The organism is Candidatus Niyogibacteria bacterium CG10_big_fil_rev_8_21_14_0_10_46_36, from assembly GCA_002772995.1.
Lineage (GTDB): Bacteria > Patescibacteriota > Minisyncoccia > 1-14-0-10-42-19 > 1-14-0-10-42-19 > 1-14-0-10-46-36.
Genome location: PFCO01000009.1, coordinates 115,306 through 138,107, shown reverse-complemented (window position 1 = coordinate 138,107; position 22,802 = coordinate 115,306). Strand labels below are relative to the sequence as shown.

26 protein-coding genes and 2 tRNA genes are annotated in these 22,802 nt (G+C 45.0%); 17 read left to right on the top strand and 11 right to left on the bottom strand.

The genetic code is table 11. The features are described 5' to 3' along the window. Positions 1-187 precede the first annotated feature (187 nt). Together COU47_04470 and COU47_04465 are read right to left on the bottom strand one after the other, a co-directional pair. On the bottom strand, positions 188-448 hold the full coding sequence (locus COU47_04470) for a hypothetical protein (GenBank protein ID PIR69314.1): 261 nt from the start codon (positions 446-448) through the stop codon (positions 188-190). Positions 449-457: 9 nt separating this feature from the next. Continuing rightward, entirely contained in the window at positions 458-703 is a 246-nt protein-coding gene (locus tag COU47_04465) for a hypothetical protein (GenBank protein PIR69313.1), read from the bottom strand. Between the two features lie 221 nt (positions 704-924). Between COU47_04465 and COU47_04460 the strand changes: the two genes are divergently transcribed. The 6 genes from COU47_04460 (at position 925) to COU47_04435 (ending at position 3,726) form a co-directional block, all read left to right on the top strand. Beyond that, on the top strand, positions 925-1,389 hold the full coding sequence (locus COU47_04460) for a hypothetical protein (GenBank protein ID PIR69312.1): 465 nt from the start codon (positions 925-927) through the stop codon (positions 1,387-1,389). Position 1,390: 1 nt separating this feature from the next. After that, positions 1,391-1,462, top strand: a tRNA-Pro gene (locus COU47_04455). A gap of 184 nt (positions 1,463-1,646) precedes the next feature. After that, positions 1,647-1,952: a cytochrome B gene (locus COU47_04450; GenBank protein ID PIR69324.1), complete on the top strand. Its 306-nt coding sequence runs from the start codon at positions 1,647-1,649 to the stop codon at positions 1,950-1,952. 4 nt (positions 1,953-1,956) lie between these two features. After that, complete coding sequence (gene rsmI / locus COU47_04445) at positions 1,957-2,643, top strand: 16S rRNA (cytidine(1402)-2'-O)-methyltransferase (GenBank protein PIR69311.1); 687 nt, start codon at positions 1,957-1,959, stop codon at positions 2,641-2,643. A 169-nt stretch (positions 2,644-2,812) separates the two neighbouring features. After that, positions 2,813-3,259: a YbhB/YbcL family Raf kinase inhibitor-like protein gene (locus COU47_04440; protein ID PIR69323.1), complete on the top strand. Its 447-nt coding sequence runs from the start codon at positions 2,813-2,815 to the stop codon at positions 3,257-3,259. Between the two features lie 260 nt (positions 3,260-3,519). After that, positions 3,520-3,726, top strand: a complete 207-nt coding sequence (locus tag COU47_04435; protein ID PIR69310.1) for a hypothetical protein — start codon at positions 3,520-3,522, stop codon at positions 3,724-3,726. Between the two features lie 89 nt (positions 3,727-3,815). Here the strand turns inward: COU47_04435 and COU47_04430 are convergent, their stop codons facing one another. From COU47_04430 to COU47_04415, 4 genes are all read right to left on the bottom strand, one after another. Next, the gene (locus COU47_04430) at positions 3,816-4,067 is read right to left on the bottom strand and encodes a hypothetical protein (protein ID PIR69309.1); all 252 of its coding nucleotides are present in this window, start codon (positions 4,065-4,067) and stop codon (positions 3,816-3,818) included. Positions 4,068-4,069: 2 nt separating this feature from the next. Continuing rightward, positions 4,070-4,143: transfer RNA gene (locus tag COU47_04425), tRNA-Gly, on the bottom strand. Between the two features lie 60 nt (positions 4,144-4,203). Beyond that, positions 4,204-4,608: a hypothetical protein gene (locus COU47_04420; protein ID PIR69308.1), complete on the bottom strand. Its 405-nt coding sequence runs from the start codon at positions 4,606-4,608 to the stop codon at positions 4,204-4,206. 10 nt (positions 4,609-4,618) lie between these two features. Further along, positions 4,619-4,852 carry a hypothetical protein gene (locus COU47_04415; protein ID PIR69307.1) on the bottom strand — a complete coding sequence of 78 codons (234 nt, stop codon included), beginning with the start codon at positions 4,850-4,852 and terminating at the stop codon, positions 4,619-4,621. A gap of 172 nt (positions 4,853-5,024) precedes the next feature. On the opposite strand from COU47_04415, the gene COU47_04410 reads away from it, so the two are divergent. Further along, positions 5,025-5,372: a hypothetical protein gene (locus tag COU47_04410; protein ID PIR69306.1), complete on the top strand. Its 348-nt coding sequence runs from the start codon at positions 5,025-5,027 to the stop codon at positions 5,370-5,372. Between the two features lie 40 nt (positions 5,373-5,412). Here COU47_04410 and COU47_04405 read toward each other — a convergent pair whose 3' ends face one another. Together COU47_04405 and COU47_04400 are read right to left on the bottom strand one after the other, a co-directional pair. Beyond that, the gene (locus COU47_04405; protein ID PIR69305.1) at positions 5,413-6,009 is read right to left on the bottom strand and encodes a hypothetical protein; all 597 of its coding nucleotides are present in this window, start codon (positions 6,007-6,009) and stop codon (positions 5,413-5,415) included. Then, the gene (locus COU47_04400; protein ID PIR69304.1) at positions 6,006-7,430 is read right to left on the bottom strand and encodes an acetyl-CoA acetyltransferase; all 1,425 of its coding nucleotides are present in this window, start codon (positions 7,428-7,430) and stop codon (positions 6,006-6,008) included. The genes COU47_04405 and COU47_04400 overlap by 4 nt, the downstream gene beginning before the upstream one ends. Before the next feature lie 118 nt (positions 7,431-7,548). Here COU47_04400 and COU47_04395 point away from each other — a divergent pair, with 118 nt between their 5' ends. Further along, the gene (locus tag COU47_04395) at positions 7,549-7,932 is read left to right on the top strand and encodes a hypothetical protein (protein PIR69303.1); all 384 of its coding nucleotides are present in this window, start codon (positions 7,549-7,551) and stop codon (positions 7,930-7,932) included. Then, positions 7,929-8,351 carry a hypothetical protein gene (locus COU47_04390; GenBank protein ID PIR69302.1) on the top strand — a complete coding sequence of 141 codons (423 nt, stop codon included), beginning with the start codon at positions 7,929-7,931 and terminating at the stop codon, positions 8,349-8,351. The genes COU47_04395 and COU47_04390 overlap by 4 nt, the downstream gene beginning before the upstream one ends. 30 nt (positions 8,352-8,381) lie before the next feature. Here COU47_04390 and COU47_04385 read toward each other — a convergent pair whose 3' ends face one another. From COU47_04385 to COU47_04375, 3 genes are all read right to left on the bottom strand, one after another. Beyond that, complete coding sequence (locus COU47_04385; GenBank protein PIR69301.1) at positions 8,382-9,383, bottom strand: glycosyl transferase; 1,002 nt, start codon at positions 9,381-9,383, stop codon at positions 8,382-8,384. Further along, the gene (locus COU47_04380; protein PIR69300.1) at positions 9,359-10,174 is read right to left on the bottom strand and encodes a hypothetical protein; all 816 of its coding nucleotides are present in this window, start codon (positions 10,172-10,174) and stop codon (positions 9,359-9,361) included. Before COU47_04380 ends, COU47_04385 begins: the two co-directional genes overlap by 25 nt. 98 nt (positions 10,175-10,272) lie before the next feature. Beyond that, entirely contained in the window at positions 10,273-11,226 is a 954-nt protein-coding gene (locus COU47_04375) for a hypothetical protein (protein ID PIR69299.1), read from the bottom strand. 193 nt (positions 11,227-11,419) lie between these two features. On the opposite strand from COU47_04375, the gene COU47_04370 reads away from it, so the two are divergent. The 8 genes from COU47_04370 to COU47_04335 are packed head-to-tail and all read left to right on the top strand — an operon-like array spanning position 11,420 to position 22,802. Further along, positions 11,420-16,267, top strand: a complete 4,848-nt coding sequence (locus COU47_04370) for a hypothetical protein (protein PIR69298.1) — start codon at positions 11,420-11,422, stop codon at positions 16,265-16,267. A gap of 2 nt (positions 16,268-16,269) precedes the next feature. Beyond that, positions 16,270-17,070, top strand: coding sequence for a glucose-1-phosphate cytidylyltransferase (gene rfbF, locus COU47_04365; GenBank protein ID PIR69297.1), 801 nt, complete (start codon positions 16,270-16,272; stop codon positions 17,068-17,070). 6 nt (positions 17,071-17,076) lie between these two features. Further along, positions 17,077-18,138, top strand: coding sequence for an NAD-dependent dehydratase (locus tag COU47_04360; protein PIR69296.1), 1,062 nt, complete (start codon positions 17,077-17,079; stop codon positions 18,136-18,138). Continuing rightward, complete coding sequence (locus COU47_04355; protein PIR69295.1) at positions 18,135-18,668, top strand: dTDP-4-dehydrorhamnose 3,5-epimerase; 534 nt, start codon at positions 18,135-18,137, stop codon at positions 18,666-18,668. Before COU47_04360 ends, COU47_04355 begins: the two co-directional genes overlap by 4 nt. A gap of 9 nt (positions 18,669-18,677) precedes the next feature. Next, positions 18,678-19,961 carry an NAD(P)-dependent oxidoreductase gene (locus tag COU47_04350; GenBank protein ID PIR69294.1) on the top strand — a complete coding sequence of 428 codons (1,284 nt, stop codon included), beginning with the start codon at positions 18,678-18,680 and terminating at the stop codon, positions 19,959-19,961. Position 19,962: 1 nt separating this feature from the next. Continuing rightward, positions 19,963-20,880, top strand: coding sequence for a hypothetical protein (locus tag COU47_04345; GenBank protein ID PIR69293.1), 918 nt, complete (start codon positions 19,963-19,965; stop codon positions 20,878-20,880). 1 nt (position 20,881) lies between these two features. Beyond that, positions 20,882-21,892 (top strand): hypothetical protein, encoded by a 1,011-nt coding sequence (locus COU47_04340; GenBank protein ID PIR69292.1) that lies wholly within the window; start codon positions 20,882-20,884, stop codon positions 21,890-21,892. Continuing rightward, positions 21,864-22,802, top strand: a complete 939-nt coding sequence (locus tag COU47_04335; GenBank protein ID PIR69291.1) for a hypothetical protein — start codon at positions 21,864-21,866, stop codon at positions 22,800-22,802. The genes COU47_04340 and COU47_04335 overlap by 29 nt, the downstream gene beginning before the upstream one ends.

Sequence of the window (22,802 nt, the reverse complement as noted above, 5' to 3'; positions counted from 1 at the left end):
TTCAAGCCACCACGCGCTCCGCGCGTGCGAAGTCAGGGATTTTGTTGGAAATGGGTTCGGACTTTTTGATACAATGACCACCAACCAAAACGAACGCCGCATACGGCAGAATTTTCGTTATAAAAAACCGGACATTGTCCGGTTTTTTGTTTGCATGTATAAAATTTAAGGTTTCATGTGAAACTTTTTAGAGATCAGAAAGCAGGTGTCCTATTGAATATATGCTATCGCACTCATTTTTCATATCCCGCAATTCCTGCGCTCCGCTTTCTAAAAAGCTTAAAGTATAGCGGCAGTGTATTTTTGCCTTATTGCGCTCAACATTAAATCCCATCCAATAAATGAGGAAGATGAGTATAAAAAAACCAATAATGACCCATCGTATTCTGTACAAGAATATCTTATTTAAAATAGTGTCTCTTATCTTGTCGAATATCATTGATGCCATAATGCTTGCTTATTTAATATTAAGTGCCTTTTTCTCACCTTTGCCAAATATTTCCCAAAACCGGGGGTGATCCACGATAAGCTCGCTAAAGAACGCAAAAGGAAGAGCGACAAAAAATGCCACAAAAACAATACGCCAGCTAAAGCTTACGTCTGTAGCAAGCATGATCGCTATCACATCTTCTAGGACGCCCATCACAATACCTATTACCAAGAACTCTATGAGCTGGAGCCATTTATCTTTTTTTGTTGCCATTACTTCTATTATAGTATGTAATCTTGTGTGTACATACTGTGGATATCTATATCGGACATTTAATTTATATCGGACACAAATAGTATTAATGTCCGAGAAAGGCTTATTTTTCAATGATCAAGTAAAGAAAATGCACTTTCTAAATATTTATGACTTATGCACAGCCTGTTTATACGATATGTTTCATATGAAACATGTCGTGATGGATTCAAAAGTGTTTCATGTGTAACTTTTCATTTTTCTTCCTAATTGCCTATAATTCTAAAATGGGACTATTTAATTTGTTTTCACGTGAAACTGATAATCGAACTTCCAAAAGAAAAATTGGAGACATTGGTGAAGATATTTTCGTGAAACATATCGTGAAACAAAAATATAGGGTTTTTGATAGAAATTTCCTGAAGAAATTTGGAGAAATCGATGTGGTTGCTGAAAAAGACGGAGTTTTACATTTCTTTGAGGTCAAGACAGTGAAACAAAACGAGAACAGCGGAGGGTGTGACCCGGAAGATAATGTGCATGTTTGGAAGCGCAGACGCCTAGCGCGAGTGATTGAAAGCTATTTTGCTGAGAAAAATGTCCCCGAAACGACTCCATGGCAGGTTGATGTTGGGGCGGTCTTCCTTGATTTCATGGGCAAAAAGCATACAATAAGAATTACTGAAGATATAGATGTCAATGAATGAGCGGGGCGTAGTGTAACGGCTAGCACGAGTCCTTTGGGAGGATTTAGTCCGAGTTCGAATCTCGGCGCCCCGATTCATAGAACGCATTATTAATTTTTTATAATCATATGAAAGGACTACTTATCGGCATCATTATCTTTGCTGCAGTTATTGGTGCTGTATTTTACATGCAAAATGCGAACGCCCCGACTACGACTGATAATCAAAACCAGGATAAGGAAGCAATGACAAATGAAGAAATGAAGGATGATGGCTTAATGATGGAAGACGCCGGGGATGGCGTGATAGAAGATGGCTCAATGAGCGATCAGGTGACCCTATATACGCTTACTGATGTCGCGACGCACAACACAAAGGATGATTGTTGGCTTGCAATACACGGAAAAGTGTACGATGTAACCGAATTTATCCCTACGCACCCCGGAGGACCCGCAATCATCCAAGGATGCGGCAAGGATGCAACGAGTATGTTTGAGTCTCGCCCTAGTTCAGGAACCTCTCACTCTGAAACCGCTCGGGCATTGCTTCCCGGATTCTATATAGGGGATCTTGCGACCCAATAAAACCATGCCCCGAGAATGTGCACTTTATGTAGTAGCCACGCCCATAGGAAATTTGGGCGATATTACCTTGCGTGCCATAGAAACACTCAAAGAAGCTGATGTCATTGCTGCAGAAGATATGCGTGTTACACGCAAAATCCTTTCACACATTGGGGTGTCAAAGCAGCTCATAAGCTATCGGGAGCACAATGAAGAAAAACAGGCAAAAACCATCATTTCCCTTATACGCCAAGGGAAAAATGTCGCTTTGGTATCTGACGCGGGCACGCCCGGGATATCAGACCCGGGCTTCCGTGTCGTGAAACAAGCCCAGGAAGAGGGGGTGCGCGTCGTCTCTATTCCGGGGCCGTCAGCGCTTATTGCGTCATTGAGCATTTCCGGACTCCCTACGGACAGTTTTCTTTTTTTGGGATTTCCCCCAAGGAAAGCAGGGCAGAAAAAGAATTTTTTCCGCATGGTGGAGGCGTACGAATACACGGTTATTGTGTACGAATCGCCGTTTCGCGTAAAAAATACGCTTGAGGTTATTCGTGAAACGCTCGGTGAACGCCGTGTATTTGTTGCCCGGGAGCTTACCAAAAAGTTTGAAGAGACATTTTACGGCACAGCAGCCGAAGCTGTGTCTTGGATTGGGGGCAAGGATGCGATAAAAGGAGAATTTGTTATACTAATAGGAAAGAACAATCTTTAGTTTTATGAAACAAAAAGGAATCATTCTTATTGCAATAGCAATATTGGTAATTATATTGGGGCTTATAACATACAATAGTCGGTTTGCCTCGCGAGAAATGCCTCGGACAGAGCAAGAAAGCGGAGACCCGCGTGAGGACGTTTCTCAAGAATTTAGCGCTACATTTTCTATGCAGCTTACAAGCCCAGTATTTGAACACAACGGGAAAATCCCATCTTTGTATACATGCGACAGCGAAAATATCAGCCCGCCACTTGCCATATTGGATGTTCCCGAAGAAGCAAAGAGCTTGGTATTAATTATGGATGATCCTGACGCAATAAAGCCTGCAGGAAAAGTGTGGGATCACTGGATTATCTGGAACATTCCTCCGGGTACGGAAGAAATAAAAGAAGGGGAGGAGCCGGATGGGGTATTTGGCACGGGCTCGGGTAATAATAAGGGATATCGGGGTCCATGTCCGCCAGACGGGGAGCATCGCTATTATTTTAAGCTCTACGCGCTTGATACGGAGCTTGATATCCCCGAAGGCTCAACAAAGGGGCAGGTTGAGGGAGCGATGAACGGGCATATCTTGACACAAACAGAACTTATTGGATTATATGTGAGAAATTAACAGTTTATACACATCAAAATGGCTTAAAATCCTTATTTTAAGCCATTTTTTAACAAAAACCCCTTGACTTTTTTGTATAATTGATTATCATGGTATGTATACTGCGAAAGTCGCTTTACTATATTAGTGGGTTTCAGCAGTAGGTTGAAGACAACCGAATAGAAGAGTTTAAAAGGTCGCTCAACAACCTTTTTTGTTTTTTAACGGCAAAATTTTTTAAAAACACTATTATGACTGACGAAATGCGTTTAGAAGGAGAAATGGAAACTACTGACAACCCTACTCCTGACACTCCTGACACCACCGGTGGTGACGAAGTGACCAACGAAGGCGGTGACATGGGAGGTGACATGGGTGGCAGCACTCCTGCAGAAGGAGGCGACACCACAGGCGGTGACATGGGTGGCAGCACTCCTGCAGAAGGAGGCGACACCACAGAAGGTGACGGCTCAACTGACAGCCAATAATTTCTCTTACTTTTCATAACCTTGTGAAATCGCGTCTGACGCGATGACAAAACCCCGCATATGCGGGGTTTTGTTTTTGTCGGGTTAGATTAACGATGAGGGCAGCCAGCCCAGCAACAAGGCCTGCGTTTTCCGTTTGCAAGCTCCGCGACGGTCCTTTTAATGCGACGGCCTCTTGTTTCTTGTTTGTTTGAGGACTCAATCCAACAAATCCACTCATTGCGTGCGAGCGGAGTGATATCCTCCCAAGCGGTGAATGCCTTTGGGTGAGAGATAAGGATTGTCCGTAAATCTGCTGGTGCTTTGTGTATCATCCCGGCGGAGAGTTGTTTGTTGGTCATGTTGGTGCGGGATAGGAGAATCGAACTCCTGACCACAGTTTGGAAAACTGTTATTATGCCATTTAACTAATCCCGCAATATGGCTATAGTATCGCAAAAAAGACAAAAATAAAAGCCGCGTCAGACGCGGCTGTTTTTATGCTTTTTCCAGTTCGGGTGCGTAGCGGATATCGCTTTTCTTTTTGCCGCATACAGGACACTGAAATTCTATTATGTACGAAAATACATGGCTGTTGAGCCGTTTGCTATTCCAGCCGAGCCACTTTTTTTCGTATTCTTCGTCGGCCGGTTCGGGGCCATGTATCTTAACGACCTGTCCTGTGTATGTGTACATTCTGTGCTTTCCCTTTTTGGAGGTATAACTACACTCCCGCGTTTCTTTGCATCGCACCGTGTCTCCCACGGCGAAAGATTGTTTCTCAACCGGTTTTTGAGCACAGCATTTCGCTTTTGTTTCTGTTTTGTAGCGTGTTTTGCAGATAGGACATTCCCATAGCGTTATCTTTTTTACTATTCTTTTTACCCCGAGTTTCTTCGCCACGCGTCTCTCCTTATTTTTCTCTCGAAAATTTAGACTTCCAGGCCATAATAGCAAGGCTGCTCCCTGCGAACAAAAAGATAGAAGCAACGAAAACAATAGCAAGGATTATGCCGCCTTCCGCCAAGTCAAAAGAATATGCCCCCATGAGGATTCCTGTAGTTGATAATGACGCGGCCGAATAAGCAAATGACAGGGCTATGATGGCGCAAAAAAATACGGTACACCCAAGGCAAAATAGCAACATATGTCTTAGCATTGGCAATGAGCCTCCTGTTAAAATGATTTATTTCCTATCCACTATATCACAGCGGGGAATTAAACGGCTAACGCCCCCGCGCCGACTGTTTAATTGGTTGCCTTTTTTATTTATGTGCTATATTTTTTTCACACCATAATTCACAAAAAGGAGGCAGTAGATGATGGAATTAGAGCAGATGCTGTGCCGGCTGGGTTCAGAAAATGTTGTTGTGGAGGGGATGAAGATTATTCCCGGAGATGCTTTTTCGGTGAAGAGCATTTCGAGCGATGACGCACGCGCCATGGTCGTCATCAATGCGGGGAGTTGCGGGAATGACAAGCCTATAACACGCCATACGATAAAGTGGTTGCAGGGCGAAGACGGCGATGATGTGTCTCTCGACAGTCTGTATTATTGGGGTGAATACAGGGGGAGTAAGTTCTATGTGCGGGAAGTATTTTTCATAGATTTTGAAGAAAGATTCCGCCTAAGAAGGGAACAGGTAAAAATCAGCAATAAAAAGTAATAAAAAAAGCGCTCCGCAGTATTACGGAGCGCTTTATTTTTTATGTGCAGCTGCATGATGAGCAGCAGCATGTTTTCTTTTTTTCTTCTTTTTCTATGCGTTCGTCGTCAGGTATCCACGCTATATCTAAGATGGTATAGGTTGGATTTTCCCTGCGAAACACGGGCTTTATGGGCATGCCGATGTACGGCTCGTTCTCACCGAATTCTGCAAGGTAGCTCATAAATTTAGTCCATACGCCGGGAATCTCCACGGATATAAGCGGCCACGGAAGAGATCCTTTTGCGCCTGCGCCCGAATATTCCGCCACGGAGTATGAGTATATAGTTGCTTTGCTTGTATCTATCTCTACCCATTCCATGTCGTTCCAACAGTCGGGGCAGTCCGCGCGAGGGGGGAGTAGAATTTTTGCATCGTTGTCTACCATGCATTCTATCCAATGACATTGGGTGCCGAGTAATTTTCCATCGATAAGTCCCCTGAAAAACGGAGTCACTCCACCGTAACTGTGATGATGGTCTATAATGTGCCTATTGAGCACGACAAGAAATTCATCGGGGACTGTTTTGTGGAATAATTCTTTGATAAGAACTCCCGGGTCTGTGGTAAGTGTTACTTTTTGTCGTTCTGTATTCATCGCCACGCCTCCTCAAGAATTGCCATAGTGACATGCGAGCCTGTGCCCGCATGGCTGATTGCAGCGCCTCGCCGCGCTCCTTTTACCTGGAGATTTTTAAAATCTTTCGGCTTTGTTTTTCCGAATTTTCTCCAATATTTTTCATCTGCATGGAATTCCGTCCATCTGTTTTGGAGCTGCCAGACAATTTCGGCAATCTGAAATATGCCGGTAGCGCCGACAGAATGCATTCCACCGATAAGCCCGCCGGAAAGATTGGTTGGGAGGGCTCCTTCAAAATATGCCTCTCCGCTTTCCATGAATTCTGCGCCTCTGCCGTATGGTCGGAGTCCGATGTCTTCGTATGTTTGTATATCGGATACGGTAAATGCGTCGTGCGTTTCAAGAATATCGAGATCTTTCACTGGGTCGGTAATCCCCGCCATCGCGTATGCCTTCATCGCAGCAAAGCGCGCCGCGCGAAATGCGGTAAACCCGGGGTAATCAACCATCCTATTTTTATAGGTTTCTTGGGTTTCGTTCGGCAGGAGATATTCATTGATATCCATCGGCCGTCTATCCGCGGTCCGAAGCGTGTCGCTTCCACCGTGTATGCCGATGACTTTGACGGGCTGTATTTTGATATTTTCTTTTTCGAATTCTTCTATCGCGTCTTCGTCGGCAACGATGACGCAGGCTGCTCCCACGCTCATCTGGCAACACTCAAGAAATGTAAGTGGGGCCGAAACGACCTTCGTGTTTATAATTTCTTCAAGCGTATAGTCGCCGGGCATCTGCGTATATGGAGAGAAGCGTGCATAGTGATGATTTTTTTGTGCTATTCGCGCAAGAATCTCCCGCGGAATCTTATTTTCTTTTAAATACCGCGTCATCATGAGCGCGTAATAAGTCGCATATAGCCAATTTTCCGGTGATTCAAAATCTTTGCATGCGGCGGACGCGATATATGCATTTCCTTGGCGCGTACTTACCTCGTCCATTCGTTCCCATCCTACGACGGGCACTACAGATGCCATACCGGATCCGACCGTCATGACTGCTGTGAGTACTGCTGAGCCGCCGGTTGCGCCTCCTGTCTTTATTTCCAGGTTAGGCAAAGGCTCAAAGCCCAAGTAGTCATGCATTTTTGCGGCGGCAAGCAGTTGGTCTGAAAAATGATCCGCAAAATGCGAATAGATGACAAAGTTCACCATTTCTTTAAACTTGCGGGGGTCCATTTTGAGATGGTCTTTGACCGCCATACGCATGGCGTCCATCCCAAGTTCCCATGATTGTTTTTCTGGGTAGGCTTTTCTGTAATCCGTAAGCCCGCAGCCGATAAGATATACCGGACGCGCGAGCTTGGGGACGCGAAGATTTCCTTTTCCTAATCGATACATGCAGGTCCTCCTTATTCTGTTTTTAAAGCAATGCTGCTTCATTTTTGCCTTATTTTTGTGCGTTTGTCAATAGAATATGCAAACGAATTCGTTGACCTGCAGAAAAAAATGTCGTATGTTTGTTGTGGCTTTGATAACGGGATATTAAGGGAGGAATGCTATGTATATATATGAAAAGAGATGCCGATATCGTTCAGATTTCTCCACGCACGACAACCACAAGCGGTACAAGCACGCCGTGCGGGTTACTTTTGTCAGCGTGGGTTTAATTGTACTGATGTTTTCCGTATTCGCGTTTTTTGCAAAAGAGATTACGCTCCCTGTGCTGTTTGTGGGGGTTGCGCTTGCGTTTGGGCTCTTTTTTTACTCGCGCTGGCGGGAACAGGTATATATAAAACGGTTCTGCTTCATATGCAAAAAGGATTTTTCTTTCAACGAAGAAGTTGTTGAAAAGATTTGTTCCGGATTTTTCCCGCAGACATTGCGCGCGCATCATGGCGCATGCGTCGAAGAAGAGGAAATAAAAATAGGAGGGACAATATGAAGAAGGGGAAAATCGCATGGAATAGAATACTATATCCCTCAAACAATCGGCACAAGAACAATAGAGACAGGTATATGCGCTGGATTGCGTATATGAAGGTCTTTTTTGCATCAAGCGTTTTGCTGCTATTCTCTGCATCCGTGTTTTGGTATCTGGAGTCGCACGCATACGCAGCATATGCCGGAGTGTTTTGTTTTATATGTGCGGTAATGGCTATATACGCAGTAGCAAAAAAGAACATCTACCAGGATCATTTCTGTGAGGATTGCGGCGAAGACTTTGCGTATTGGGACCCGGTAATCCAAGTGTGGGAAGCTCCCGAAGGCAGACGCTGGTTTAATTTTCACGACCGGTGTGCGTATACATTAGGTATTATTCCTTTAAAAACTCTCCAGCTAACGGAAAAACGAAGATCATAAATAAAAAATCCCGCATCGTGCGGGATTTTTTTATGTGAAATCTAATATGCGTTCCACTATTTCAGGAATCGGGTCAGAATAGTCTTGTTGTTTCGTCGGCTTTCCCTCTGCTATCCATTCCCGCACATAATCCGCCTTTAATTTTTTGCTGCTCCATGCGCCGAATTCTTTGAGCGCTTCGGCATTACATTGTTGTTCATGCTGGCCTCGCTGGGGAACGGTATATAATTTTTTCCCTAAAAAGAGCGCTTCGGCGGTTGCTTGGAATCCGGTGTTAAAACATACGCCTCTTGCGCCCGCAAAAATATCCTCATATGATTCATGCCCTACGGGCAGCATAAAAATATTTTTGTTTATCTGTTTGGGGCGCTTGATATATTTGGAAACGATTATCCAGCGTTCTTTCGTTTTTGAAAATACTGATATAAGACGCTCGTCGCTAAATGCGTGGAGATACGCGAGGTAGTACTCGTTGTTGTTTTTCTTTTCCCGTGCTTTCCGTATCTTGTCTCGTATGATGGGCGTTACCATGGTCGCGTCATATTTTTTATAGTGTATGCCTATCGTTTTGTCGCATGGCGCGTAGAGCGAAATAACAAGTTCTGCCAGGATGTCCCATCCCGGCCGCGGACTTTGAGGAGACAGAAGTGCTATCTCGTGTGATATATGGACGGATGGGATGCCGTATTTTTCGGCAAACCGCGCGCTTATCGGCTCAAAATCGGACACGACAAGGTCGTATTTCTTTTTTGGGAGCGATCGTAGGTCTTTATGCGCCTGGCGCAGATCTAAGCGTGCGAGCGTTTTCCAGTAATCAATCTCTCCTTTTTCTCCAAAAACAAACGATACGCCCTTGAATGCGTATGTAACAGGATGGCGTATATCTAACTGATATTGATATCCGCTGACGAGTACATCGATATCCGCGTATTTTGCGAGTCGGGGAATTATCTCCCGCGAACGCGCTATGTGGCCGTTGCCTGTTCCTTGTATGGCAAAGAGAATTTTTAATCTGGCGTTTCTACTTCCCATAAATGCACCTCTCCGTCATGGTCTATCGTAATGTATGCCGATCTATCTTCTGTCCACGAGCCGGTATTCAGGTATACAACGCCGTTTTCCATTATTTTGCCCACTTCAGCAAAATGGGTGTGTCCGCAGATAACATGCGTTGCGCCTTGTTCATGCGCGTATTCAGACGAACCCTGTTCTACTTTTTCGGTAATGCGTTTCCAGCGCTGTGCGCGGTGTTTGAAGAACCGAGAGAGGTTCCATTTATATCGCATATCAAGCCGCTGGATGTTCCTATAAAAGATGCAGGCAATTTCGGTGAGCCAGGGGTAGCTTGTCATAATATCGTCAAACTGATGGCCGTGAATAACCAGAAATTCTTTTTCTCCGAGAGAAAAAGAATATGCCTGTACTGCTTTTGTTCCGAGAAAGAACGGCATAATCCACATAAGTCCTTCGTCGTGGTTGCCCTCCACCCAAATGACTTGGTCCGACGGGTTTTTGTTTGTTATTTTTTCGTTTTCTATCCAGATGCCCTCGTTTCCTTTTGTCCTTCGGCGGATTTCATCCAGCAGCTTCCATTCTCCCGAATGCAATCGGTTTGGGTTTTTATCAAGACGAGGAGCGCTCAGGAACTTGCTGTTTATTGATTTTAAATTTGCGTGGTCAAACAAATCCCCTACGATAATAAGCAGTTCGCATTCCCATTGTTTGAGAATCCGGTGGAGATATCGCGCTCGGCAAAGATCAGAACCAATATGGCTGTCCGAAAAAAGAAGCGCGTACGTTTTTCGTTTTTCCCGCGTATCCATTGTCTTCTCCTTTGTTTTTAATGAACCGTTTTAAAAATAGCACAACATATTTTTTTGTCCACAAAAAATCCCCTCATTGCGCGAGGAGGGGATAGTTTTTATTTTTTTATGTCCATCTCCAGATGTTTGAATTGCGGTTCGCGTTTTTCAAGAAACGCGTTTATGCCTTCGCGGGCGTCATTTTGAGATGCAAGAAAGTCAAACGCCATAGATTCGCGGTCAAATGCAAAATCGTACGCGATGCTTTCATTAAATTTTTTTCCGAAATATATTTTTTTAAGAAAAAAGTTCGCAAGCGGTGCGGGCGTGTGCAGGTCGGGCATCGGCAGCATTGAATCATTTCCGAAGACATTTATGCTGTCTATGATTCCCATACGAAGCGCTTCTTTTGCGGGAATGAGCGTACCTTCAGTTATCATTTTTTGGGCATCCGGTGGGTTTTTGCATCGTGAGAAAAGATGTATTGTTCCTCCCCAGGCCGGTATAAGTCCGAGCGTTACTTCAGGAAACCCGAGAATGCTTCTTTCTTCGGCAAATATAGTATTGCATGCAAGGGCAAGTTCTAGTCCTCCGCCCAATGCATATCCATTTATATGGGCGATGATGGGCTTGCCATATATCTTTTTGTATTTCTGAATGTAGCGTACAAGTTCTTGGCCACAGCGGGAAAACGACCTTCCGGCGCCCGCTTCTTTTTTTTCTGAGATTTCTTTGAGCGCATGTATGTCTGCGCCTGCGCTGAAAAAATTATGCTCGCCCCGTATGAAAATTGCTTCTACCCAGCTTTTGCCTGATGCGCACTCAAGCGCTCTTCGCAATTCGTGGCGCACTTCCTTTGAGAGCGCATTAACCGGCGGGTTGGATATAGTAATAGTGAAGAATTTATTTTCCTCTAATATTTGTAAGGTTCTGAACGGCTTCTCCCCGTATCTCATAGCCCCTCCAAAAACATTTTTTGTAACCGTTATACTCCAAGAAAAGAATAATTGCAAGGGAGGCAGGTCCGGAATATTGACATCTTTTAGTATATTTGGTATTATTTTCCCAAACAAAAAAGACCCTGAAGATGAACGCTAAACCGTATTCCGCTTTTAGCGGAATAGTTTCCCCTGGGTTAGCGTTCATCTTTGGGGTTTTCTTCTATTATATCAAGCAATTTTCTTCTATATAAGGGGACTTTTTCTGTTATTGACAAACGACTTAAAATATGTAATAATATGGCCAATTAATACAAGGTTTTTTCTGATGACAAAAACGGCAATTTCCATAGTCGTACCGACGCTGAATGAAGAAGGAAATGTTCGGCCTCTGGTTGAGCGTATCCATAGTGCATTGGGGCCTCATAGAATATCATATGAGGTTATTTTTATTGATGATCATTCTACCGACGAAACACGCGAGCGGATAAAAGAACTTGCTCTTACATATCCGGTGCAGCTTCATATAAAAAAGGGAAGACCCGGAAAGGCATTTTCATTGCTTGAGGGATTCGCGTACGCATCATATGAGCTTACTTGTATGATAGATGCCGATCTCCAGTATATTCCTGAATGCATACCGGGCATGATGCAGACGATACAGGGGGGTGAGGTCGACATTGTTGTTGCTGATCGTATAGAAAAAGATTTGAGCATTATGCGCAAAATTGCCAGCAAGACATTCCGCTTTGTATTTGGCCGCGTACTTCATGGGTTTTCGTGTGACGTGCAGTCGGGCCTAAAAGTATTCCGCACGCAAGTCATAAAAGAAATCACCATAGACCCGTCACCATGGACATTTGATCTCGAATTTTTAATAAACGCGCGCGAAGCAGGATATCGTATCGGAACCATTGATTTTATATTCCAGGAGCGCGCGGAAGGTGAATCAAAAATACACATGCTCTCAGCGATGGCGGAAATCGGATGGAATGCGTTCGCGTTGAAATTTCGTAAGAAAAAACCATTCAGGATTCTTGCCGAAAACCCGCCTTCTATGATCGGTGCGGGCTATGCGTACAAAGGAAAGCGTTTTATCACGCACAGCACATTACCGTATTCCAGGTCTGCCATTATTACAACAACATTTTGGCAGAAGGTGGTCATGGCATTCGTGCTTATATTGCTTGCCGGCGCCTTTATTATGTCGCCTTTGTATGCGGCCATTGGTCTTATGGCGTGCTTGTCAGCGCTCTATTTTTTTGATGTGTTTTTCAATCTTTTTTTGGTTGCGCGAAGCTTGCGCACTCCCCCCGAGATAGTATTTTCAGATGACCAATTGTCTTGTGTGTCTGAAAAAGACCTTCCTGTTTATACGGTGCTTTGCCCGCTATATAAAGAAGCAAAAATTCTTCCCGGCTTCTTGGAGGCGATGGGCGCGCTTGATTGGCCGAAAGACAAGTTAGATGTGCTGTTACTTCTTGAAGAAAATGATACGGAAACAATCCAGGTAGCCGGGTCTATGAACCTTCCGTCCTATGTGCGGACCATTATTGTTCCGCATTCGGAACCAAAGACAAAGCCAAAGGCATGCAATTACGGGATTTCTCTTGCTCGTGGGGAATATTTAGTTATTTATGACGCCGAAGACATTCCCGAACCAAAGCAATTGAAGAAAGCATTTCTTGGCTTTCGGCAAGTTTCCACCCAGGTAAAATGCCTTCAGGGGAAGTTAAATTATTATAATCACAACCAAAACCTGTTAACGCGCCTGTTTACTGCGGAATATTCGTTGTGGTTTGATGTTGTCCTTCCCGGATTGCAGTCGGTAAATACATATATTCCGCTTGGAGGAACAAGCAATCACTTTCGCGCGCAAGATCTTCGCGAGCTCGGCGGGTGGGACCCGTTTAATGTAACCGAGGATTGTGATCTGGGCGCTCGTTTATTCCGCCATGGGTACCGCACGGCAATTATTGATTCAATAACATATGAAGAGGCGAATAGTAACGCGTGGAATTGGGTGCGTCAGCGTTCGCGGTGGATAAAAGGATATATTCAAAGCTATCTTGTGCATATGCGCAACCCATTTGCGTTTTGGAAAACAACAGGAGGACACATGTTCTTATTCCAGTTGAATGTAGGAGGAAAGGTTGCGTTTATGCTTATCAACCCAATCTTATGGGTCGCTACTATTTCGTATTTTGCGTTATATGCTCTTGTTGGGTCTACTATTGAGTCGATCTATCCGTCCGTTATTTTTTATATGGCCGGATTTTCTCTTATCTTTGGAAATTTTCTTTATTTTTATTATTACATGATCGGATGCGCAAAGCGCGGTCATTGGTCGGTAATCAAATATGTGTTTCTTATTCCTGTATACTGGTTCTTTATGAGCGTTGCCGCGGTTATGGCTCTCTGGCAGCTCATGGTAAAGCCTCACTTTTGGGAAAAAACAGTACACGGGCTTCATTTAAAAAAGACAAAAAATGGACCAAAAACGCAAACAGCCTCCAATACAATCCCCGCTCTTTCTGCTTCTGAAGAAAACCCTTTTCGTAATAATTTGCCATGGGTAAGTCCTCCGATGTATGTAGGGGTTTTGCATTTTGCGTCTCCCTGGCTTCGGGCAATAGAACGCGCTTGGTCATTGGTATATGCGCATGTCGTTGCTCCTGACCAAATGTTATTTGTACAAAGAATGCTTGCGCTTGTGGTGGCGCGTATCCGCATTCTTGGGTCAGGCGGATTACACGCGATAAGCCAGCACCTCCCCAGATCGTGGGGACATGCGCTTTCAGGCGCCACGTTTCTTGTTGCCGCCATGATGGCTTCAAATGCTATAAACTTTTTCTTTAATGCATTTTTAGGGCGCGTGCTTAATTTTGAAGAACTCGGCGTGGTGATCTTTGTGAATACGATTTGGTCTATCTCTCTTATTTTTATGACTGCGTTGTCCACGACCGTAAATCACAAAAGCGCATTTTTACATGCGGAGAAAAAAGAACAATATATTTCTTCGTTTGTGTCGTCAGTTATTACGCGGAGCATTATTATTGCCGGAGGTATTTCCATTGTGTGGCTTATTGCGTCTTCTTTTCTTGCAGACTTCTTCAATATAGGAAACATATCAGTGTTCATTCTGTTTACGCCGGTGTTTTCATTCGGCATTCTCGCATCAATCGGGCGCGGATATCTTAAGGGGAGGCTTTTGTTTGCTGCAGTGGGCATTGTTTCATTACTTGAAGCACTAATAAAGTTTTTAAGCGCGGCTTTGTTTGTATACGCTGACGCTCATGAATTGGTATATCTTTCTATTCCCATATCTATCGCGCTTTCCGCTGTTGTGGCGACCATCATTATGGCTCGCACGATGGACCATGCGCCAAATGAGACGCAGTATAAGCGCCAGGAGTTTCCAGGCGCGTTTTTCGGCGCAGCTCTTCTTACTGGGCTTTCAGCGACTTTATTTTTATCGATAGATATTGTTTTGGTAAAACACTTCTTGCCTCCCCAAGCAGCCGGGGAATATGCGCTCCTTTCTCTTATTGGAAAAATCATATATTTCCTTGGCGCGCTCCCAACGGTGTTTATGATTACTCTTGTGTCTCGAGAAGAAGGATTGCGAGAAGATACTAAAAAGACATTCCACATATTATTTGGCGCAACCGCAATTTTTAGCGCTATCGGATTTATATTACTTGGTCCGCTTGGCTCTTTTTTTGCGCCGCTTCTTTTTGGCGCGAAGGCGCTTGCTGTACTTCCATATGTAACAACGTATGGACTTGCGATAGCTCTCTTTACCGTTGTTAATTCGCTTGTCATGTACAATCTGGCGTTAAAAAAATATAGATATGCTGTTGTTGCGTTTGCGTTTGCGCTAGTTATGGCTGCTGGAATAAGTGCGTATCACAGCTCTATTGCCGAAATTGTGCGCATTATTTTTATATCAAGTGCTGTTGGAAGCGCGGCTGTAAGCATAATGCATGTTGCAGAAACATATCTGCGGTTTGTGGGGCAGGCAGTGCGTGATTTGTTTGGCGTATTCTTTGGACGGATACTGGTGCCGCCGTTCAAAGCGGGACGGAAACGTATACTTGTATTTAATTGGCGCGACATGAAGCATGTATTTGCCGGTGGCGCCGAGCTTTATATTGAGCAGCTCGCGCGTAATTGGGTAAAAGAGGGTCACGCAGTAACACTTTTTTGCGGGAACGATGGAAAGAATAAGGGAGAAGAAATGGTTGAGGGCGTCCATATAGTGCGTCGAGGAGGGTTTTATACGGTGTACGCGTTTGCGCTGTTATATTATATATTCCGATTTCGTGGCAAATACGACATGATTGTTGATTGTCATAACGGGATTCCGTTCTTTACGCCTATATATGCGGGCGTGCCCATATATTGTTTGATGCATCACGTTCATCAGGATGTATTTCGCCATTCGCTTATTGCGCCGCTTTCCATGTTCGCGCGTTTCTTAGAAAAAGACATGATGCCGTTCGTATACCGCAATATCCGTTTTATCACGGTGTCTGAATCAAGCAGGCACGATATTCAACAGCTGGGCTTCAAAGTAAAAAGCGTTGAGGTGGTCCATCCCGGTATTGATCCGCATGCTCTACACACAGCAGAAAAATCAGAGGTTCCGATGGTGCTCTATCTCGGGCGGTTGAAGGCATATAAATCGATCGATGTCTTATTGCGCGCATTTAAAATCGTGTTAGAAGACATTCCGGATGCGAGGCTTGTCATTGCGGGGTCTGGTGAAGAAGAGGGGTATCTCAAGCGTCTTACTGTTGATCTGGGGTTGAGCCGCGCGGTTGAATTTAAAGGGCGCGTGTCCGAAGAGAAAAAAATCCGTTTGCTTCAAAGGGCGTGGGTTATGGTGAATCCGTCTCTTATGGAGGGGTGGGGAATCACTACAATAGAGGCGAATGCCTGCGGAACACCCATTGTTGCGTCTGATGTGCCGGGTCTTCGTGACTCAGTAAAAAACGCAGATACTGGATATCTTGTTTCATATGGGAGCAGCAAGGAATTTGCGGAACGGATAGGGCTCATTATGCGTGACAGAAAGTTGCGCAATGTCATGAGCGGCAATGCTGTTGCATGGGCGAAGAATTTTGACTGGAGAAGGTCAAGCAATACATTTTTATCAATTATTAATCCGTAATCATGGAAACGAACGATACGAAAAACACGAAAGTGGTCATATTGGCTGGGGGATACGGAACGCGAATCAGCGAAGAAACCGCGGTCCGTCCCAAGCCGATGGTAGAAATAGGCGGAAAACCTATCTTGTGGCACATCATGAAGATGTATGCTCATTTTGGATATAAAGATTTTGTAATCTTGTGCGGATATAAGTCGGATGTTATCAAGGACTATTTTTCCAATTATTTTCTCCGTAAGTCCGATGTAACGATTGATGTACTCAATCAAAAATTGGAAGTTATTAAAAACGGCATTGAAGACTGGCGCGTAACGCTTATTGATACTGGAGAAAAAACGCTCACAGGAGGACGACTAAAGCGCGCGCGCGAGTATATAGGGGACGATACATTCTTAATGACATACGGGGACGGCGTAAGTAATGTGGATGTGCTAGCGCTTGTTGATTTTCATAAAAACGAAAAGGCGCTCGTAACGGTGACCGCGGTAAAATCGCCCGGGCGGTTCGGGACATTTCATTTAAAGAAAGGCCAAACGCGCATTAAAAATTTTCGCGAAAAGCCGGAGGATGATGGCATACGAATCAATGGAGGATTTTTTGTGGTCGAGCCGAAAGCGCTGGATTACATTGCCGGAGACGATACAAGCTGGGAGCTTGAACCGATGCAGAAGCTTGCCGAGAGAGGCGAATTGGCGGGATTCCATCATGATGGATTTTGGCATCCCATGGATACTCTTCGCGACAAGCATGTGTTAGAGGAGATGTGGCAAAAAGGCGCGCCGTGGAACATATGGGAAAAATAAACATATATGAGCATAAATAAAAAACAAAGAAAAATTTTCATTTCGGGCATACAGGGATATATTGGGACGGTGCTTGCCCAGACGCTTCGGGAGAGTGGATTTTTAGTGGTGGGGCTTGACGCGGGATTTTATAAAGATGCGTTACTCTACAAAGATGAGTCTATAGATGGATTGGGCATCGTCGTGCGCGATATCCGCATGGTTACAAAAGATGACCTTGTCGGCGCGGACGCAGTAATACACCTTGCGGAATTTTCAAACGATCCATTAGCCGAATTGAATCCACGCGGAGTAACGGATGTGAGCCGTGAAGGAACAAAGCATTTAGCGGAAGCCGCGCGCGCGGCAGGCGTTAGTCGTTTTATTTATTTTTCTTCATGCAGTGTCTACGGGCTTGTAAGCAAGATGGTAGACGAAACGGTATCTCCCAACCCCCTAACGACATACGCGCGCATGAAGGCAGAAAACGAGCGGATGCTTCTTGGTATGGCGTCCGATGATTTTTCCCCTATTATCTTCAGAAACGCGACCGTGTACGGAGCATCACCTCGCATGCGGTTTGATCTCGCGGTGAATAGTTTAGCGGGATATGCCTGGGTTGATCGCGAAATAACCATGGAAAGCAATGGAGAAGCATGGCGGCCTTTTGTGCACATCCGCGATGTGTGCGATGCGGCGGTTTCCGCTCTGCACGCCCCCGAAGCATCTCTGCGCGGCCAGATAATAAACATAGGCTCAAGCGCGTCAAACTATCAGATAAAAAACATTGCCGCGATTATACAGGAAGTAATGCCCGAGGCGGAGATAACATTTAATAAAGAAAACAACGACATGCGGAGTTATCGTGTTGATTTTTCAAAAGCCGAACGCGTATTGCCCGGATTTCGGTGCGTAAGAGATGTTCGCTTCGGCATACAAGAGCTGTTCCGGTTGTTTGAAGACATAGGGCTTGATAAAAAAACATTCCGGTCGCGGATGTTTTCCCGACTGAAGCAGATGAATTATCTGAAAGACACCGGTCAGATTGATGACATGTATTACTGGGTAAAAGAATCAATTCGCGCATGAAATTTATTCCGACAACAATAGATGGGGTGTATATTATAGAACTTGAAAAGCGGGAAGATGACCGCGGCTTTTTGGCGCGTACCTGGTGCGAAAAAGAATTCCGCGACAACGGCATTGATGTAACGTTGGCGCAGGGGTATGTGTCCGGCACGAAATGCAAAGGAACGATTCGCGGTATTCATTGGCAGACACATCCGCGGGCAGAAACAAAACTTACCCGTTGCAATAAAGGGGCGCTATTTGAAGTAGTCACCGATGTGCGTCCTGATTCTCCGACATATAAAAAATGGGAAGGGTTCACATTCCGCGCGGATGATTACCGTATGCTTTTTATGCCGAAAGGCGTGGGACACGCGATCTTGACGCTTGAGGACGATACGGAGTTTACTAACTTTTCGGACACGGCATATTCTCCGGAGCACGAACGGGGTATGCGATACGATGACGGCTCGTTTTCTGTACGGTGGCCGATTTCGGTAGAACATGTTTCTGAAAAAGATAAGGCATGGGGGCCGTTTATGTGGGCATAACGCATTTTTATGATCATTATTGATGAACAATTAAATATTCTTGAAAAGAAACATGCGCCGATACGCGTGGGGCTTGTTGGCGCGGGATTTGCGGCACGCGGATTTGCGCTGCAATTAGCGCGGGGCGTGGCCGGCATGCGACTTGCGGTAATCGCGAACCGGACGCTTACGCATGCTCGTGAAGCATATACGGAAGCCGGATACACAAAAAACATTGCCGAAGTAACGACACCGGAAGAATTACAGACTGCAGTGCGTGGGGAGCAGGCGGTAATTACATCCAATCCGGATTTGCTTTGTTCGTCTCCCGATATTGATGTGGTAGTTGAGGCGACCGGAGAGGTGGAATTTGGCGCGCGCGTTATAACTAAAGCGATCGAAAACAAAAAACATGTTGTGCTGATAAATGCCGAACTTGATGCGACCATCGGGCCGTTATTGAAGAAAAAGGCAGATGGAGCAGGCGTGGTCTATACACAAATGGATGGCGACCAGCCCGCGGTCCTTATGAATCTTTATCGGCGTGTCGCGTTCCTCGGATGCAAGCCGGTACTTGCGGGTAATATAAAAAGCTTGCTTGACCATTATCGTACGCCCGAAACACAAAAAGAGTTTGCGGAAAAGAGTTTTCAGCGCCCGAAGATGATAACCTCGTTCGCTGACGGCACAAAGATTGCAATGGAGATGGCAACGGTTGCTAATGCCACTGGTTTTCGTGTAGGAAGGCGCGGCATGTATGGGCCCACAGCAAAGCATCCGAATGACGCAATTGATTTGTTCTCACATGACGAAATGCTGAATGGTGGGCTTGTGGATTATATTCTGGGAGCTGAACCAAGCTTTGGCGTATTTGTGATCGGCTACAACGACAATCCGTTATTTCAGCGCTATATGAAAGTATACAAAATGGGCGACGGGCCGTTTTATGTATTTTACACGCCGTTCCATTTAAGTCCGTTAGAAACGCCGGCGACGGTAGCGCGCGCAGTGCTCTTTAAAGATGCCGCGCTTGCTCCGAAAGGTGGACCGGTTGCGGATGTTATTGCTGTTGCAAAACGAGACATAAAAACAGGCGAGATACTGGACGGTATCGGCGGATTTACCTGCTACGGACTCATAGATAATTATAAAACGGCGCGCGAAAAGCGTTTCCTGCCGATGGGTCTTACAGACGGATGTAAAGCAAAACGCGACATAAAAAAGGACGAGCCGATATCATTCAATGATGTAGAAATGCCGGAGGATAGCATCGCATGCGCGTTATGGCAGGAACAAGAAAAAATATTTACATAATATGAGCACAACATCCGAACAACAGAATAAAAAACTGACGCTTACGGTAAGCATTCCGACATGCTACGGCGGCTGGTCTCTTATTGAGACTGCGCGGAGCATCCGCGCCTCCGAAGGTGTTGGCGATTTTCGTTTTATTATTGTTGCTGACCGCACCCCTTTGACGGACGAGATAAAAACGGAACTGCGCAAACTGAATGTAGAGCTGTATTGGAACGAAGACACCGGAAGCCAGATAAAAAAGATAAAACAAATGGTTGATATGGCCGAGTCCGATATTTTCGTATCAACTCAGGATGATATTACATTCCTTCCTGACACGCTCTACCATATTGCGCGCGCCTTTGAAGCAGACCCACAGCTCACCATGATAGGAGCGCGTGTTCTTCCGCTTCCGCCCGAGACATTTTTTGAGTCGATTATGGCAAGTATGGTGCGCGCGGTGGATTATATTGGTATGTCCTGGAACAAAAAGCAGAACTATTTGATGGCAAGCGGACGGTGTTTGGCGTACCGCACATCGCACATACAAAAATTCCGAATGCCCGAAAACATTGTAAACAGCGATATCTTTATGTATCTGGAGAACCGCCGGCTTGGCGGGACATTTGCGCGTCCTGATGATGCAAAAGTCCTTATCCGCTGTCCACAAAGCATAAAAGACCAGATAGGACCGTCTAGTAGATACCAATATTCAAGTACCGAGATGCAAAAATGGTTTGGTGTGGATATCCAGAGCGTATATAAGATACCGTTTGGAGCTTTTGTGTATGGTGCGTTTCGTGAATATATGCGGAGCCCTATACGGATGACTGCCTACGCCCTGGTATTTGTGTATACCCGCATATTTCGCAAGAAATCAAAAAAGGTCCTGACGTCAATGTGGAGCGTGGATACATCAACTAAAAATATACGGTAATATGACATATCTTGTAAGCACAATTTCAAAAATAGAAGCGCTGTGTATAAGCATAGTTCGTTTGGTTTTTACCGTGCCGCGAGTCGTTCCTGGGGATATGTTCCCGGCACATATCAGCGGGTACCGCTTGATACGGGTATGCGAGCCCGAGAAGCCCACAAGTGTATACGCCATAGCGCTCTATCGGAATGCTGCAGGCAAAGAGGCGTTTGCAAAACAATGGTATGGGCGAACATGGTGCATAGCGCGCCATTTAATGAAAAACGAGATACATTTTTATCGGGCGTTCCACGCGCTTTCTTCTGAGCAAAAAAAACGCCTCAAAAAACAGTTTGGAGATATTTACATTCCAAAGCTGATATACGCCGAATGTACTCCGGCCCGAGTGTTGTTTCTTGTAGAAAAGGCAAAAGGCGCGTGTATTGGCGTATTGTCTCCCCAAAAGCGCTTAGATGTTTTGGATAAGGCCATGTCTTACTTTGCCTATGTTGATCATGTAATGCCGCGCATTTCTAAGCGCGTATTAATTCAGCGCAAGCGCTTGTATTTTTTTGCGACATTTCCAATGATTGCCACCAGAGCGCTTCTGCGGTATCCATCATTCTTATTCATTATGATTCGCGCAAGCGCTTCGATAATAAGGCACGCGGCGGTATTATTTGTTGCTCCGGAGTACCGGCTTATCCATCGCGATTTGAACAGAGACAATGTACGCTATGATGGCAAGCGCATATCAGTTATTGATTTTCAAGTTTCGGGCATTACATATCCCGAATTTGAGATTGCCCACACGATTGCTTCGTATTGGCGCGAGCCGTTGTTTGTTAAGCGGTTGTTGTCGGGCAAGGCAATGCGGGGTATACAGAAGGACAAAGTACACTTTTTGCGTTTTAAAGCGGTATCGTATTGGATAGCATTACATTGGTTAAGCAGCCGTTCACGGAAAGAATATAAGACGGCGCGTTCTTATTTTTTGTTTGTGCATGATTTTTCATATGAAAGAACAAAATAACATCAAAACAGTGTCGGTAGGTATCCCCGCCTACAATGAAGAGGGAAATGTCGGCTACTTACTGAAAGCGCTTTTATCGCAAAAAGAGCGGAATTTTGTGTTGAAAGAAATTGTTGTTGTTTCTGACGGAAGCACGGACAAAACGAACGAAATAGTAAGCGGCATACACGCAAAGGATGCGCGGGTGCGTCTTGTTGTCATGCCGGTGCGCAGTGGGGCGTATAAGGCACAAAATAGAATTATTGAGGAATTTTCTGGTGATATTCTTGTGATGCTGGATGCTGATATTCTTCCGGAAAATGATATGTATATCCAGTACATGATAGAGCCGTTCCTGCACGACAAAGATATAGGCATTGTGAGCGGTAAGCGCATACCGCTTTTGGGAGAAACGTTTGTTGAGCGCGTTATTAATTTTAGTGACCAAATAAAGCAGGATATCTTCGCGCGCATGAACGATGGAGATAATGTGTATTTATGCCACGGAGACAACCGCGCGTTTCGAGGCGATTTTGCAAAAACAATCAAATGGCCTCCTGTGCTTGGCGAAGACGCGTATTCATATTTTTATTGTAAAGAGCAGGGGTTGCGATTTTATTATGAGCCACGCGCTCGAGTGGTGTACCGAGCGCCGCAGACGCTTAAGGATCATTTATCACGCAGTACGCGCTTTTTCCAAAGTGAGCGCCGAATGTCATCTTATTTTTCTAATTTGAGCGTGGAGCGCGCGTATAAACTGCCGCTTATGACAACGGTGCGTATTATTGTAAAGCATGCCATCCAGCACCCCGTCTTATTTTGCGGTTATCTTGGAATGTATTGCTTTGCCAAAATAAGTTCGCGCATGCAAAAAGATGCTGCTTTCGCATGGAAGCCCGCGACATCATCAAAAACCTTAGTAAAAAAATAA